A 13588-nucleotide genomic window follows, 5' to 3' on the forward strand; every position below is an offset into this window, starting at 1 on the left:
CGGAAGCCGTAGAACAGCGCCCCCTGCGCCACCTGCCGACCCATCATGCCCGTGATCCCCCCACCGCTTTGCCGGAGTGAATCACGCCCTCGTCACCGTCGCAAGCAGCCGTTTTTCAACAGCCTCGAGAGGTTCTGACGCTCATGCCGGCCCTCGGACCCGGGCAGAAAGGAGGACCTCTTAAGCTAGCTAGCAGCATGGCACTGGTCTCAATCCGCCTCGAAGGCCGTTAAGATCGGGCAGGGGCCTCCGCTGCCGGACCCGCATTCGCGAGCAAGCCGCTGGAGCGATGCGCGGACTCGCTTCAGCTCCTGGATCTTCGCATCCAGCGCCGCAATCCGCTCGTTGGCAAGCTGGCGTGCCCGAGCGCGATCGTCGGTCGCGTCCAGCGCCACCAGTTCTCCGATCTGCTCCAACGTAAAGCCAGCGGCCTGCGCCGATCGGATGAATCGGAGCCGCCGAACATCGTCCGCTGTGTAGCGGCGGATACCGCCATTCGAGCCCGACCCTTCCGGCCTTTCCGGCGTCTCAAGCAATCCTCTGCGCTGATAATAGCGCACGGTCTCCACACCGACGCCACCCTCGCGCGCGAGCCCCGCAATTGTCACGTCGGCCATGCCTTGACTCCGTACCATAGTACGGCCCCTATATAGGTGTCGCGAACATGGTGGAGAAGAACATGGCGACCGCGGCGCCCAAGAAGGCAACGATCTACCGCATGGTGATGCCGACGCACACCTGCCCCTACGGCTTGAAGGCAAAGGACCTGCTGCACCGACGCGGCTACGAGGTCGAGGACCATTGGCTGACGACGCGCGAGGAAACCGACGCATTCAAAGCCGAGCACGGGGTCAAAACGACACCGCAGACCTTCATCGGTGGCGAGCGGGTAGGCGGCTACGACGATCTGCGCCGGTTTTTCGGCAAGACCGTGGCCGACCCTAAGGCGGTGACCTACCGGCCGGTTGCGGTTGTGTTCGCGATGACGGCATTGATGGCGCTGGCGGCCAGCTATGCCGTGCTCGGCACACCGTTCACGGTACGCGCCGGTGAGTGGTTCATCGCCTTCTCCATGTGCGTGCTGGCGCTGTTGAAGCTCCAGAACGTCGAGAAGTTCGCGACCATGTTCCTCAACTACGATCTGCTCGCCAAACGCTGGGTGCCATACTCCTATATCTACCCCTACGCGGAAGGCGCGGCGGGCGTGCTGATGGCGGCCGGCGTGTTGACCTGGTTGTCGGTGCCGATCGCGCTGGTGATCGGGACGATCGGGGCGGTCTCGGTCATCAAGGCCGTGTATGTCGACAAGCGCGAGCTCAAATGCGCGTGCGTGGGCGGTGACAGCAATGTGCCGCTGGGCTTCCTGTCGCTCACCGAGAACGTGATGATGGTCGCCATGGCGATCTGGATGGTGCTGGGCGTCGCGCACTGATCCGGTGCGGCGTCCCGGCGCAGCCTAGAAGGGCTGCATGAGCTTCGGCCGCCTCGCCCGCACACTCGCGCTGCTCCTGCTGGGCGCGATGCTGTTCGTGCGGATGGGCCCAATGTGCGAGGCCATCGCGCAGGCGGCTCCGCCTGCGGAGGCGCATGCCGGAATGGCCGATTGCGATCGCGCGCCGCCCGCTCCCGTGAAAAAGGCCCCTCTGGTGGACTGCGTTGGAGCCTGCATCGCAACGGCCCTCGATATTCACCCGTCTCCCGCGCCGCAGCTCGCCGTGCGGACGGACCCGCCCGCACCCGAGCCTCATGCCCTTGTTGGTCGCTCGGGCGGTCCTGCGCCGCCACCTCCTCGAACCGCCTGATCGACGTGGATTCCGATCAATCAGTGCATTCGAGGAAAATTACACATGAAGACCATCAAGTTCATCGGCGCGGCCATCGCGCTCGCGCTCGTTCCCGCCACGGCCTTTGCCGCCGCTGACTGCTGCGCCGGGAAGGAGTGCTGCAAGGATGGCGCCGACTGCTGCAAGGACAAGGACGGCGCGAAGAAGGATTGTTGCGCCGACATGAAGGACATGAAGCACGGCGAGCACGCCGGTCACGACATGTCGGGCATGCAGAAGAAGTAAGCGGAGAGGGAGGCGTTCGCGCCTCCCTTTTTCAATGGCGGGCGAACACTCTGCGGCCGCTCGGCCCAAACGCGATCACGTCATAGGCCTGGGCCTTCATGCCCGGCATTTCCATGCCGGGTGAGCCCATCGGCATTCCGGCGACAGCGAGGCCGGTGACGCCCTTCGGATGCGTGGCAAGGGCGCGCTTCATGTCGGCGATCGGGACGTGGCCCTCGAAGGCCATACCGTCGATGATGGCAGTGTGACACGAGGCGAGGTCCTGAGGCACACCGCGTGCCTTCATAAACGCCGGCCGGTTCGCATCGTCGACGACGCGCACGGCGCGGCCGAACTGCGCCTTCACCTGCTGCGCCCATTTCTCGCAACACGGGCAGCCTGGATCGCGGTGCATCAGGACGGGGCCCGCGGCGAGAGCTCCCGCAGGGGTAGCGACCGCCAGCGCGGCGGCAAGAAGGCGAAACCGATCCATATCTGAGTTCCCGAGTGGCCATCCCCCCGCACGCTGACGGGGGGAGGACGATAGTCGATTACTGGGCGCGCTTGCCATGCGCCCGCAGCCAGGCGTTCAACTCGCCGACCTCGCGGGTCTGCTCTGCGATCGTCTTGGTGGCCATCTGACGAACCTTAGGTGTAGGCGCTCGCACTCCTAGCTTGTCTTGCTCGCAATCAGCGTAGATTCCTGCTCACCCTTGGTGAGAACGGGCGACCGCGCGTGCTCGCGCTCAACGACGCTGTGCTCGCATTCAGCGTAGCTTGCTCGATATCGGTGCCCTCATGCTCACATTGCATGATCCCGAGCAACACGGGGTATCTCACACCGGCACGCCCGCCTGCCGGAGCTGCTCGGTCAGCTCGCGGCCGCGATCCGGGTCGAGCGAGCCCGCCAGGAACGCGCGCACTTCCGACGGCTTGGCGTTGAACTGCTGCGCGATCGCGGTCGCGTCGTAGCCGTTGCGGGTCAGCGTGGGCTCGAGGTCGTCAATCGCGCGGCTGAGCACCTGCTCGACGATGTCGGCAGTGACCGGCTTGGCGTCGAGCCGGAACCCCTGCTCGAACGCGAGCGTGAGATGCATCTCGATCTGGAGCGGCGTGCGGAGCCGCTCGGCGAGCATGTCGACCGCGTCCTCGTCCATGAGGTCGGCGACCTTGACCCCCTCGGCCGCGCAGGCCCCGAGCAGCCAGGCCACATAGTCGCGGCGCTGGTCGGCCCCGATGCCTTCATAGTCGAAGATGGTGGTGCGGTAGCCGATCTCCTCCATCTGCGGACGCCTGAGATCGTTCCGCAAGCGAGGATGGCCGACTAGGAGGACGGACAGGAGTACGCCGGCGTCGGCGACCACCTCCATAAGCCGCTTCAGGCCGGTCAGCGTCTTGTGGTGGAGATCGTGCGCTTCGTCGACCACGAGTACGACCGGGCGCCTGCCCTTCTTCATCAGATCGCGAAGGTCGCGCTCGCGACGCTCGGCCTGCTTGGGGATCTTCACCTGGGCGCGGTCGCCGGGTGAGAGGTCGTAGAACATGGCCTCGATCAGCGAGGTGAGCGACGTGCGCCGCTTGTCGACCGCAAGCGACTTCGCGACCGTCACCTTGCCCGCGCGCGTGAGCTCGTCCTCAATGCGCCGGAGAAGATGCGTCTTGCCCGAGCCGACCAGCCCGGAGACGACCACCAGGCGGCCGGTCTGCACGGCTGCGCACACTTCGCGTACGAGCATGGACTGGTGTTCGGTCTCGAAGTTACCGGCACCCTGAAACGGCCTGGCGAGCCCGTAAGCCTGTTGCACGTCGGCGAGCATCAACCTTCCCTTCGTCGGGTCTGAAGCCGCTCGCGAACGCGGTCGGCGACCGTTATCTTGTCGAGCGTCTCGGAAAGCAATTCCACGATGAACCGCCGGTCCTCCTCGGGCAGCGATCCGAGCGGCCGGCATAGCTGAGCCGCGATGGCCTGACGGGCCGCCAGCGCCGTCGGATGGGCCTTCTCGACGACCGGCTCCGGAAACGGCCTTGTCCGCACCGCCAGATCGCGGGCTGATAACGGCAACGACGGGAGCGGGCGGTCGCCGCCCGTCACCGCGGCGCGGGGCAGCCCGAGCTGGTCGGCGAGCCGGACCACCTTGTCGAGCCGCTCCTCCGCCTTGCTCTTCTGGTACTTGCGGTAGCGGTAGAGAGGGACCGCGCCGCGCGACGGCTGGAACGGCCCGAACCGCTTCCCGTCATGCTCGACGAACAACTCCTGATCGAACAGGCCCCAAAGCAGCGTCACGGTCTCGCCGGCGAGCTCGGGCTCGACCTCATAGGAGGCGCCCTCGACGGAGACGGTCGCGTCGCCCGCGACGGTGCGCCGCTCGGGCTCGCGCGCGAATGCGCAAAACCGCTCCCAGGAGCACATCGCGCGCACGCCGTCGGTGGGCAGGTGTCGAAGCCAGTCCTCGATGCGCGGGTGCGGTTCGGAGCGATGGCCGCCGTTGTTGTAGGTGACGAGCGCCCGCCTGAGCCACAGGTTAGCCTCTTCCTCGTCCTTCGGCTTGTGAAAGTGATAGAGCGTCTCATGCACCTCCTTGATGGTGCGGAACGGCCGCTCGACCTTGCCCTTGGCGCGAGCGGCCGTGCGGCGCTCCTGCGGGTCGGGCGGACTATGGGTGAGCACGCGCACGCCCAGGCTGCCCATCACCGACTGGAACACGGCCGAGCGGCTGACCGGGCCTTTGTCCATGTGCAGCGTCGCCGGGATGCCCTGGATGGGCAGCTCGGGTTCCGGCTTCGCCGACATGGCGTTGAACAGGAAGCGGAGCGCCGCTTCGGCGTTCTCGCCATAGACGCAGCGATATTCCTGGTAGGTCGCGCCCGAACGATCGTCGACGACCGAGAACAGCATCAGGGTCGGCTTTCCGCGGCCTTCCTCGACCCAGAGCGGGGTGGCGACCTGCTTCAGGTCGGACGGGCTCATGTCGAAATGCCACAGCTCGTTTGAACGCCGTGCCTGGAACCGCACGGCCGCGGTCGGGCGTGTGGCGCGGGCAAGGTCCAGCCCGGTCGCGCGCAAAAGCCGGTCGATCGTCGCCCGCTTGAGCAGCCCGGGCGGTGCCCTGACCAGCCCGTCGGGCGTTTCGACGCCCGTCTCCTCCAGGTGGCGGATCACCTCTGCGGTCGAGAGGTGCCGCCCTTTGCCGTTGAGGGTCCTGAGCTTCATCGCCGCGACGATCTCGGCGTAGCGCTCCATCTCCGCCTGCGGGGCGACCCGGGTCCGGCCGTGGTCGGCGCGCCGGATCGACTTGGGGCGGGAGAGCTCGCGCAACGCGCGGTACATGGTCGGGACCGAGATGCCGTAGGCATGAGCGGCGCGACCGATGATCTCGGTGCGCCCCGCGTCGCGCGGGGGCAAGAGCGACAGCCTTCGACGCAGGTCGACCAGCGCCTCGCCGGGCGGCCGCTTTGCCCGATCAGGCACGCAGCCGGTCAGCCTCCACCCCGTCCGCAGGCCCCCCGCGCTTGCCGGCATACCGGTACAGGGTAGCGACGGATACGTTGAGCCGGCGCGCGATGTCGCGCACAGGCAAGCTGCCCTCCTTCATCAGCGCCTTGGCCGCGGCGATGTCGGCCGGGCGCATCGAGGGCGGGCGTCCGCCCTTCCGGCCACGCCGCCTGGCCTCGGTCAGCCCCGCGGTAGTGCGCTCCCGGATCAGTGCGCGCTCGAATTGGGCGATAGCGCCGAACACATGGAAGGTGAGCATCCCGCCCGGCGTGGTCGTGTCGATGCTCTCGGTCAGCGACACGAGGCCGATCTTCTCGCGCTCCAGCTCCTCCGCGGTCGCGATCAGCTTCTTCAGCGACCGGGCGAGCCGGTCGAGCTTCCACACGACCAGCGTATCGCCCGCGCGCAGCACGTCGGTGAAGATGCGCGCCAGCTCGGGGCGATCGTCCTTGGCCCCGGACGCCTTTTCGGTGAACACCTTCTCGCACCCGGCGCGGCGCAGCGCCTCAAGCTGGAGCTCGGGCGACTGGTCGATCGTGCTCACCCTGGCGTACCCGACCCGCATCGGCCCTCGATTGTTCTACAAACCCGTCACGGGCGTAGCATTCTGCGAAGCAGGATTCCAGAACAGTTTTGAGAAGGTGCGACCCGCGGAAACCCGTTGGGACCTGACTGGCGACGAGCGCTCGTCAGAAACCCTCGTTTCAGAGAAGCTGGGCCGGGACCCTGAAAAAAGGCTTGCAATGTAGGATTCTAAATCGTTCACCCTTTGTTCCGTGCTCAAGATGAGTCGGGCTGGTTCGCTTCAGGTGAAGGAGCGGACCAAGTTGAAACTGACGCTTGAAGGAGTGAGTGATGCGTACTCGGTTCTATCGAACAATGCTTGGCTCCGCGCTGTTGCTCTGCACAGTGGCGGCGAGCGCCCAAGATCAGGGCGAGCGCTCACAAGAGGAAAGCACGAAAGCCTTCCTTGCCCACAAACGCGACGTCCAACAGCGTCGGTCGGGCAAGCTGGGCGACCTGGCCGACTTCGGACAGGTGAACGCAATCGTGAAAGCGGCCCCGGCTCACGCCACCCTCGCCACGGTTCGTCACCGACGACGCCGCCCGTTCGGCGTTGAACGACGCTTTCCTCGTCGACGTGGCGCAGACGCTTTCAATCTATGGGCTTCACGCGGGCGATCTGCGACGGTCGGCTGAGGCGTCCACCGCATTCGTTCAAGCCGCGGCGGCACATATCAGGGGTGGTGCCACGGTTGGGCAGGAAGCGCTGCTCGCCGACACCGTGGTGATCGGTCATGTCTCGGGAACCGACGAAGCCGAGCAGCTCGACGACGGTGCGTCGTCCTCTGTGTCGGTGGTCGTCGACCAGGTGCTGAGGGGCAAGGCCAAGGTGGGCGACACGCTCAAGCTTCGGCGGACGAGCGGTAAGCTGCCCGATGGGCGGCGGCTCTCGGCAAGCGACGAGGATCCGTTGGCGAACGGTGCGCCGGTTGCCCTGCTCGCGTCGCGCTCGCGCTACGAAAAGGAGCTTGCTCCTCAGGGTGGAAGCGCGCGGTGCCCCAGCTGTGTCGTCGAGGTCGTGCCCGTCTTTCTGGTGAACGGACAGTCGCTGGTTCCGACCGGCGGATATCCGACCGCCACCACCCTCGACGCCCTCACCGCTGCCACGAAGTAAGGAGTAGGAAAAGTGATCAGGAAATCTGCGCTGCTCGCCTGCGTGCTTGCCCTCGCCAACGCCGCACCGGCGTTCGCCGGGCCGATCCCGCAACCCTATTACTTCCCGAACGGGTCGCGGGGTGTGAAGATCAACTATGCGCTTCCGGCCGCCTGCGACGCCAACACCAAGGCCGCGGTCGACACGATCAACGCCGCAGGGCGCTCGTTCCAGCTCACCGGAACGACGCAGAACTACACGTCGACTTACTACTCGGCGACCGAGGACCCGGATTTCATCAACATCCAGGACGGCTCCAGCATGTCGGCGATCATGCGGACCATCATTTACGGCTATTCCGGGCCAGCGCCTGCGCAGGCGATCGACGCGACCGTGTACGTCAATACCGACCGCATCTACTACGACACGGGCGACACGGCGCAATCGACCGATTTGATCTGCGGTTCGTCGATCACGCCGAGCAACATCGGCCAGCATATCGACTGGCAGTCCGCGATGACGCATGAGATGGGTCACGTGAAAGGAATGGACCACCGCACCGATGGTTCGACAGGGCCATGCTTGATGACGACCTATCTCAACCCTGGGCAGATCAAGCGGAGCCTATGCTCTGACGAGCGGGCGCTGCTGGTCGGGTTCTATGGCTGACCGAGGCAAAGCCTCTACCGGGGCGGGATGGCTTTTGGCCTTCATCGCCCTGGCAGGGTGCGACCGCGGCTCCGAGAAGGAGCCGCGGCCCACCGAGCTCTCCGGCCCCGTCGGAACCGAGTATTCGATCCACCCCCGCAATGTGGCCGGCGACCGCCTGCTGATCGCCGGCTGCTGCACGTTCGACGTGGGACAGGCGCGAACCACTAAGCTGGAGGGCGACGTGGACGGCCGCATGGTCGAGGGGGACGGTTATCGGGTGGAGATTTCGTTCGGGAACGGCCTGGCTCGCCGGCCCCTTTCCGCGGCCGCGCCCTCGACGCTCAACATCGATGGGGTGACTCTCCGGAAGTTCAGGCCAGCAAGCCCCGGACAGAAAGAGCCCGATCTCCTCTACGCCGCTATCGTCCCTCTCGATGCGGAGGCGCAACGTCGTCGTGTTCGGAGCCCGGGCCTTGAAGTCAGGGCTTGGTGCGCCACCACCGCGAACTGCCAGGCCGCAGCTCGGTTGGTTGAGGGGATCAGATTCTGACCATTCCCGTCAGTAGCGCTAAGCGTGAGCGCGGCGCGCTGATTGCGAGCAGCCGCGGGAGATCGCGAGCACATTATCGAAAAGCGTGAGCAGGCGCGCGCGCTTACTGTCAGCTAATCCGAGCAGAAAGGTGATCCGTTTGCGAGCAGGAGCCCATCCGATTGCGAGCAGCTACACCTAAGTAGGTATGTTCTCGCGTCGGGACCGCACTTGTCACCTTGATCGGGACGGGAGAAAAATAGTGCGGCATCGGCGAACTCAGCGAGTTGCTTGACATCCCGTGGGGCTGTGCAGGTCACGCTTAAGGTTTTGAGTACGAGGCCAGGTAAGTATGCGACGCCACCCCTGACCTCAAGCGTTATCCTCGCCAGCACTCGTGCGTCCCGATCCACCGATTACCCCGGGCTACAATAGCCATGTTGCCGACCTGCCTGCAGCAGGGCGGGTCAGACATAGAAATACTGAAAGCACGAGTGGCGCGCGCCGCAAACCCGTCTGCGGTTTTGCTTCTGCTGAGGCTCGTTCGGCTAAAAACACGATGCTACGATGTAGCGATGCGAAGCATCTCTTTTCCTACCACACCGGCACAGGTGCGTGCATGCCTATCAGCGGCTGAGAATGGTGCAGTCGCCGTCGAGCGGGACGGCGTTGCCCTGCTCGTGATCATGCCAGTTGAGGAGTACACGCGACTCGCCGACCTCGACCAACGATCGGTCGGAACTATGGGAAACGACCAGACCGGCAGCCCCTCGAACACCAGCCTTGTGGCGGCGTCTGACTCAGCCGAAGCGGCGCAGAGCGCTAAGGAACCGGTTCACGCCCGTCTGGAACCCGACCTTGACAAGCACGCTCGCCGGCGGTCGGTTGATGATGACGTAGAGCGCCTTGTCGCCGCACTCGCGGCGGAGCGGATCACCGTATCGCCCGACGACGCCTATGCCGCTTGGAAACGACACTCGGACGACTTCGCCGCAAGTTGGCTGACGCTGTACGATGCCGACGACGCGAACCGGCAGGCGCTGCTGCGTCACCTTAACCTGAAAAGCTGAACGGCGGTGCCGCGCGGGACTGCTCATGATCTGATCGGACTGCTGCTGCGGAACGGGCGTTCGCTAATCCTTCGTAACGACGATGGCGGCGAGTGGCGTCTCGATGCGCCAAGCGGGGCGGGCAAACTTGCTGGCCGTCGCGTCCGGGTCACGGGCACGCGCGACGGCTTCGACCTGCTCGCGGTGCGGTCCTTCGAAGCAGTTGACGGACACATCGGTGGACACAAATCCGCTGCTCGAGTGCCGAGCGTCAGAGCCAGCGTGATCCGCCGCTGCACGTCGGCCTTGTTCCCCAATCGTTCGCCGCGTTAGAGTGCTGAGCATGACGGGAAATGCCACGACTGCGGCGCAGCGCCCATGCGCCTGATCCACACCGCCGACTGGCAGCTCGGCAAGCCGTTCGGCCGCTTTCCGCAGGAGGTCAGGACCGCGCTGGGCGAAGCGCGCTTCGATGCGATCGACAGGATCGGCGCGCTCGCGCGGGAGCGTGACGCCGTTCACGTCCTGGTCGCGGGTGACGTGTTCGACAGCACCGGTCCAGCCGACCGCGAGGTCGTGCAGGCGGTGACCCGCATGGGTCGGGCACCCTGCACCTGGTGGTTGCTGCCCGGCAACCATGATCATGCCCGATCGGACGGACTGTGGTCGCGCGTGCGCCGTGCGGCGCCGGCCAACGTACGCGTGGTCGACACGCCCGAGCCGGTTGAGATGGAGGAAGACGCGTGGCTGCTGCCCGCTCCGCTGGAGCACCGGCGTACCCGCGATGACCCGACGAGTGCGTTCGACGGCATGGCGACGCCGGACGGTGCCCTTCGCATCGGGCTCGCGCACGGCTCGGTCGTCGACTTCGGCGCGCGCGGCGAAGCGAACAACATGATCCCGCCCGACCGTGCCCAGCGCTCCGGGCTCGACTATCTGGCGCTGGGCGACTGGCACGGCTTCATGCCCATCGGTGAGCGTGCCGCCTATAGCGGCACGCCGGAGGTGGACCGGTTCGGGCGAGACGAGCCGGGCGGCGTCATTTTCGCCGACGTGCGTCGCGGCGCCACGCCCGTGATCGAGAGGGTGGAAACAGGCCGCTACCGCTGGCTTGAGCGGCATTGGACGCTGGCCGGTCTCGATGATTTCGAGCGCGAGCTGCGGGACTTGCGGGCGTCGGTGGATCAGGCCTCCACCCTGGTGAGGCTCGTGCTTTCGGGTACGCTATCCCTCGCCGACCGCGTTGCGGTCGGGCGGACCTGTTCGGACGATCTCAGCCATGCGCTGCGCTGGCTCGACGTCGACGATACTGAACTGACCGCTCAGCCGACCGAGGACGACATCGCCGCGATCGACATTCAAGGCGCGCTGGCCACGGCCACATTGTTATTGAAAGCACGAGTCGACGCGGGCGGTGCGGACTACCCGGTAGCGGCCGCGGCTCTAGAGCGGCTCTACGTCGAGGCGATCCGGGCGACGGAGGGCGCACGGTGAGGATCGTCTCGCTCGAACTGGACAATTTTCGTCGGTTCCGGCGGCCGCTGCGGCTCGACGGCTTCGAGCCGGGCCTGAACGTGGTCGTCGAGCCTAACGAAACCGGCAAGTCGACGTTGCTGGAGGCGCTGCGCGCGGCCTTGTTCATCCGTCACTCGGCCAGGACGGAGCTGACCCGCTCCTACTGCCCGATCGGAGACGACGTGGCGCCCAGGGTCGCGGTAGAGTTCGAGGTGGCGGGCGAGCGCTGGCAGGTCGAAAAGCAATTCCTACGCTCGCATAGGGTGCAGCTCACCGGCCCGCGCGGGCGCTTCGAGAGCGACTCAGCGGAAGAGCAGCTGCAGGCGCTGCTCGGCTTCGAACGCGGCAACAATCGCGGCACCGACCCAGATACGCGCGGCGCGCTCGGTCTGCTCTGGGTGGAGCAGGCCAGTGCTCTTCGTGTCGACGCGCCCAACCGGCTGGTGCGCGACAACGTCCGCACCGCGCTGGAGGGCGAGGTGGGCGCGATCACGGGTGGACGGCGCTTCGACACCGTCCGTGCTCGGGTCGAGGAGGCTTACGCCGAATTCAGGACGGGGAGCCGCGGCAAGGCGACGGGCCGGCTCGCCGCGGCCGAGAATAGGCTCACCGTAGCGCGCGAGCACCGTACCGGTATCGAAACGCTCGCCCAGTCGCACGAGGCGACGCTGACCGAGCTGGAGGATGCGCGCGCCGCCCGACGTCGCATCGAGCGCGAACTGGGGGACGAGGAGCGGGCCGCGCTGCGTGACCGGCTCGCGGCCGACCTGAAACTCGCCGAGTCCTCGGCCGAGCGTCTGGTGACGGCCCAGGCGCGGTACGACACGGCAAACGGCACCGTGGAGCGGCTGACGGAGAAGCTTGCCGCGATCGACGCGGCGCAGATGGCGGTGGAGGAAGCCGAGGCGGCCAAGACCGCCGCGAATGCCGCGGTCGAGCGGCATGGCGATGAGCGGGAAGCGGCCATCCGGAACGAGGAAGACGCCCGGACCGCGCTGTCCGGTGCCCGCGAGGCCCGCAACGCGGCCGAGGCGACACTCCGCACGGGTCGCGCCGCAGTCGCGAGCCGGCAGCGGTCCGAGGCGATCGCGCGTGCGCGGGAGCGGATGACGAGCCTCGACGCGCTCGAAGCCGAGCTGGCCGGGCAGCAACGTGTAGCGGATCAGGCGATCGCGTCCGAGCAGCTGGAGGAGCTGGCCCGGCTCGACAAGACCGTGGTGGAGGCCCGCGCGGTCTTATCGGCGGGCGCGGTTCGGGTGGAGGTGACGAGCCTGGACGGCACCCCGGTCACCATCGACGGCGAGCCGATGGGCGATGCGGCGCGAGAGGTCACCGCGCCATCGCTGATCGCGGTGGGCCGTCATGCGAAGATACACGTCGTGCCCCCCGGCACCGGCTCGGCCGCGGCCGAGCTGAAGGCTGCCGAAGGTGCGCTTGCGGCCGCGGAGGCTCGGCTCGGCGTCGCGAGCTATGCCGACGCGGTCGCGCGCGCCAACGATGCCAGGTTGGCCGGAGAGGCCGTGAAGGGCTTGAAGCGGCAGGTGGACACCCTGTGCGTCGCCGATCCGACGATCGGGCTGGCGGCAGGCAGCGCGGCGCTTCGCGCGCTGCTGGCGAAAGAGGCTGATGAGACAGCCGAAGAGGACACGCCTGTCGACGTGCCCGGCCTTGAGGCCGAGCAGATCCTTCGCTCGGAGGAGGAGCGCTCCGCAATCGGACGGCACACCGCAGCGGTCGAGCAGCTCCGTACCGCCCAGGAGACGTCGCGCAAGCTCGGGCTCGAGGCGGCAGGGGCGGCTCGTGACCTAGCGAACGCGCGGACGCAGCTGGCAGCGCTCACCGGCGCAAGGAGCCGGACCGACCTGGAAGCCGATCTGGTCGCGACCGAGGGCGAGTTGGTGGAGCGCCTGCGCGACCGGGTCGCGGCCGAACAGGCGGTCGGCGCGTTCGACCTGGATCGGCTGAGACTCAGGCTCGCGAACATCGACAAGGCAGCGGCCGGTGCCGGCGACCGTCGGCTGGCGCTGATCGAGAAGATCGCCGGCCTGGAGGCCACGATCGCGAGCGAGGGTGCAAAGGGTCTGGCAGGCCAACTCGACGCTGCACGTGAGGAGGAGGCCGCGGCAGAACAGGCGGTCGGGCGCCTGACCGCAGAGGCGGACGCGTTGGATCTGCTGCGGACCACGCTGCGCGAGGCACAGGAGGCGGCTTCGCGGACGTTCCTGGGACCGGTCACGAGGCGCGCCGTCCAGTATGTCCGTCGGGTGCTGCCGGACTGCGACGTCACATTCGGCGAGGAGTTGGGGCTGACATCCATCGCGCGCAGCGGCGTCAGCGAGGGCTGCGGCGACCTCAGCCGCGGCACGCAGGAACAGCTGGCGGTGCTCACCCGGCTGGCGTTTGCCGATCTGCTGCTCGATAAGGGCGAGCCGGTGTCGCTGATTCTGGACGACCCGCTGGTCTACTCGGACGATGCCCGGCTGGAGATCATGACCGATATCCTGACCCGGGCGGCCGAACGCATGCAGGTGATCCTTCTTACCTGCCGCGAGCGTGCCTTCCGGCACGTCGGCGGGAACCGACTCCTGCTGGCCGCCTGAGGACTCCCGCGTCCGCGGACGACATGGGACTAGCCCCCGCTCCTCC

14 protein-coding genes are annotated in these 13588 nt (G+C 66.9%); 9 read left to right on the plus strand and 5 right to left on the minus strand.

From position 1 onward, the window contains the following. Positions 1 to 209 precede the first annotated feature (209 nt). Entirely contained in the window at positions 210 to 617 is a 408-nt protein-coding gene (locus tag DVW87_RS15695) for a MerR family transcriptional regulator (protein ID WP_114688792.1), read from the minus strand. A gap of 62 nt (positions 618 to 679) precedes the next feature. Here DVW87_RS15695 and DVW87_RS15700 point away from each other — a divergent pair, with 62 nt between their 5' ends. Further along, a complete protein-coding gene (locus tag DVW87_RS15700; RefSeq protein ID WP_041043302.1) occupies positions 680 to 1432 on the plus strand; it encodes a MauE/DoxX family redox-associated membrane protein in 753 nt (250 codons plus the stop codon). A gap of 415 nt (positions 1433 to 1847) precedes the next feature. Continuing rightward, positions 1848 to 2069: a hypothetical protein gene (locus DVW87_RS15705; RefSeq protein ID WP_058733717.1), complete on the plus strand. Its 222-nt coding sequence runs from the start codon at positions 1848 to 1850 to the stop codon at positions 2067 to 2069. Between the two features lie 31 nt (positions 2070 to 2100). Here the strand turns inward: DVW87_RS15705 and DVW87_RS15710 are convergent, their stop codons facing one another. The 4 genes from DVW87_RS15710 to DVW87_RS15730 form a co-directional block, all read right to left on the minus strand. Further along, positions 2101 to 2541, minus strand: a complete 441-nt coding sequence (locus DVW87_RS15710) for a DUF411 domain-containing protein (RefSeq protein ID WP_239017954.1) — start codon at positions 2539 to 2541, stop codon at positions 2101 to 2103. A gap of 343 nt (positions 2542 to 2884) precedes the next feature. Further along, on the minus strand, positions 2885 to 3865 hold the full coding sequence (locus tag DVW87_RS15720; protein ID WP_114688794.1) for an ExeA family protein: 981 nt from the start codon (positions 3863 to 3865) through the stop codon (positions 2885 to 2887). Then, complete coding sequence (locus DVW87_RS15725; protein ID WP_114688879.1) at positions 3865 to 5517, minus strand: DDE-type integrase/transposase/recombinase; 1653 nt, start codon at positions 5515 to 5517, stop codon at positions 3865 to 3867. Before DVW87_RS15725 ends, DVW87_RS15720 begins: the two co-directional genes overlap by 1 nt. After that, a complete protein-coding gene (locus DVW87_RS15730) occupies positions 5510 to 6106 on the minus strand; it encodes a recombinase family protein (RefSeq protein ID WP_062127319.1) in 597 nt (198 codons plus the stop codon). The genes DVW87_RS15725 and DVW87_RS15730 overlap by 8 nt, the downstream gene beginning before the upstream one ends. 552 nt (positions 6107 to 6658) lie before the next feature. On the opposite strand from DVW87_RS15730, the gene DVW87_RS15735 reads away from it, so the two are divergent. The 7 genes from DVW87_RS15735 (at position 6659) to DVW87_RS15765 (ending at position 13542) form a co-directional block, all read left to right on the plus strand. Then, positions 6659 to 7219, plus strand: coding sequence for a hypothetical protein (locus tag DVW87_RS15735; RefSeq protein WP_114688795.1), 561 nt, complete (start codon positions 6659 to 6661; stop codon positions 7217 to 7219). Positions 7220 to 7231: 12 nt separating this feature from the next. Beyond that, complete coding sequence (locus DVW87_RS15740) at positions 7232 to 7867, plus strand: zinc metalloprotease (protein WP_037447097.1); 636 nt, start codon at positions 7232 to 7234, stop codon at positions 7865 to 7867. Between the two features lie 34 nt (positions 7868 to 7901). Further along, positions 7902 to 8399 carry a hypothetical protein gene (locus DVW87_RS15745; RefSeq protein ID WP_037447094.1) on the plus strand — a complete coding sequence of 166 codons (498 nt, stop codon included), beginning with the start codon at positions 7902 to 7904 and terminating at the stop codon, positions 8397 to 8399. Between the two features lie 659 nt (positions 8400 to 9058). Then, positions 9059 to 9448 carry a hypothetical protein gene (locus tag DVW87_RS15750; protein ID WP_147276288.1) on the plus strand — a complete coding sequence of 130 codons (390 nt, stop codon included), beginning with the start codon at positions 9059 to 9061 and terminating at the stop codon, positions 9446 to 9448. Between the two features lie 6 nt (positions 9449 to 9454). Beyond that, a complete protein-coding gene (locus DVW87_RS18250) occupies positions 9455 to 9760 on the plus strand; it encodes a DUF5818 domain-containing protein (RefSeq protein WP_220149837.1) in 306 nt (101 codons plus the stop codon). 45 nt (positions 9761 to 9805) lie between these two features. Beyond that, positions 9806 to 10921, plus strand: a complete 1116-nt coding sequence (locus DVW87_RS15760; RefSeq protein WP_114688797.1) for a metallophosphoesterase family protein — start codon at positions 9806 to 9808, stop codon at positions 10919 to 10921. Continuing rightward, a complete protein-coding gene (locus DVW87_RS15765; protein WP_181814870.1) occupies positions 10918 to 13542 on the plus strand; it encodes an AAA family ATPase in 2625 nt (874 codons plus the stop codon). The genes DVW87_RS15760 and DVW87_RS15765 overlap by 4 nt, the downstream gene beginning before the upstream one ends. Positions 13543 to 13588: the final 46 nt, after the last annotated feature.

It is taken from the genome of Sphingomonas aracearum, assembly GCF_003345355.1.
GTDB classification, from domain to species: domain Bacteria; phylum Pseudomonadota; class Alphaproteobacteria; order Sphingomonadales; family Sphingomonadaceae; genus Sphingomonas; species Sphingomonas aracearum.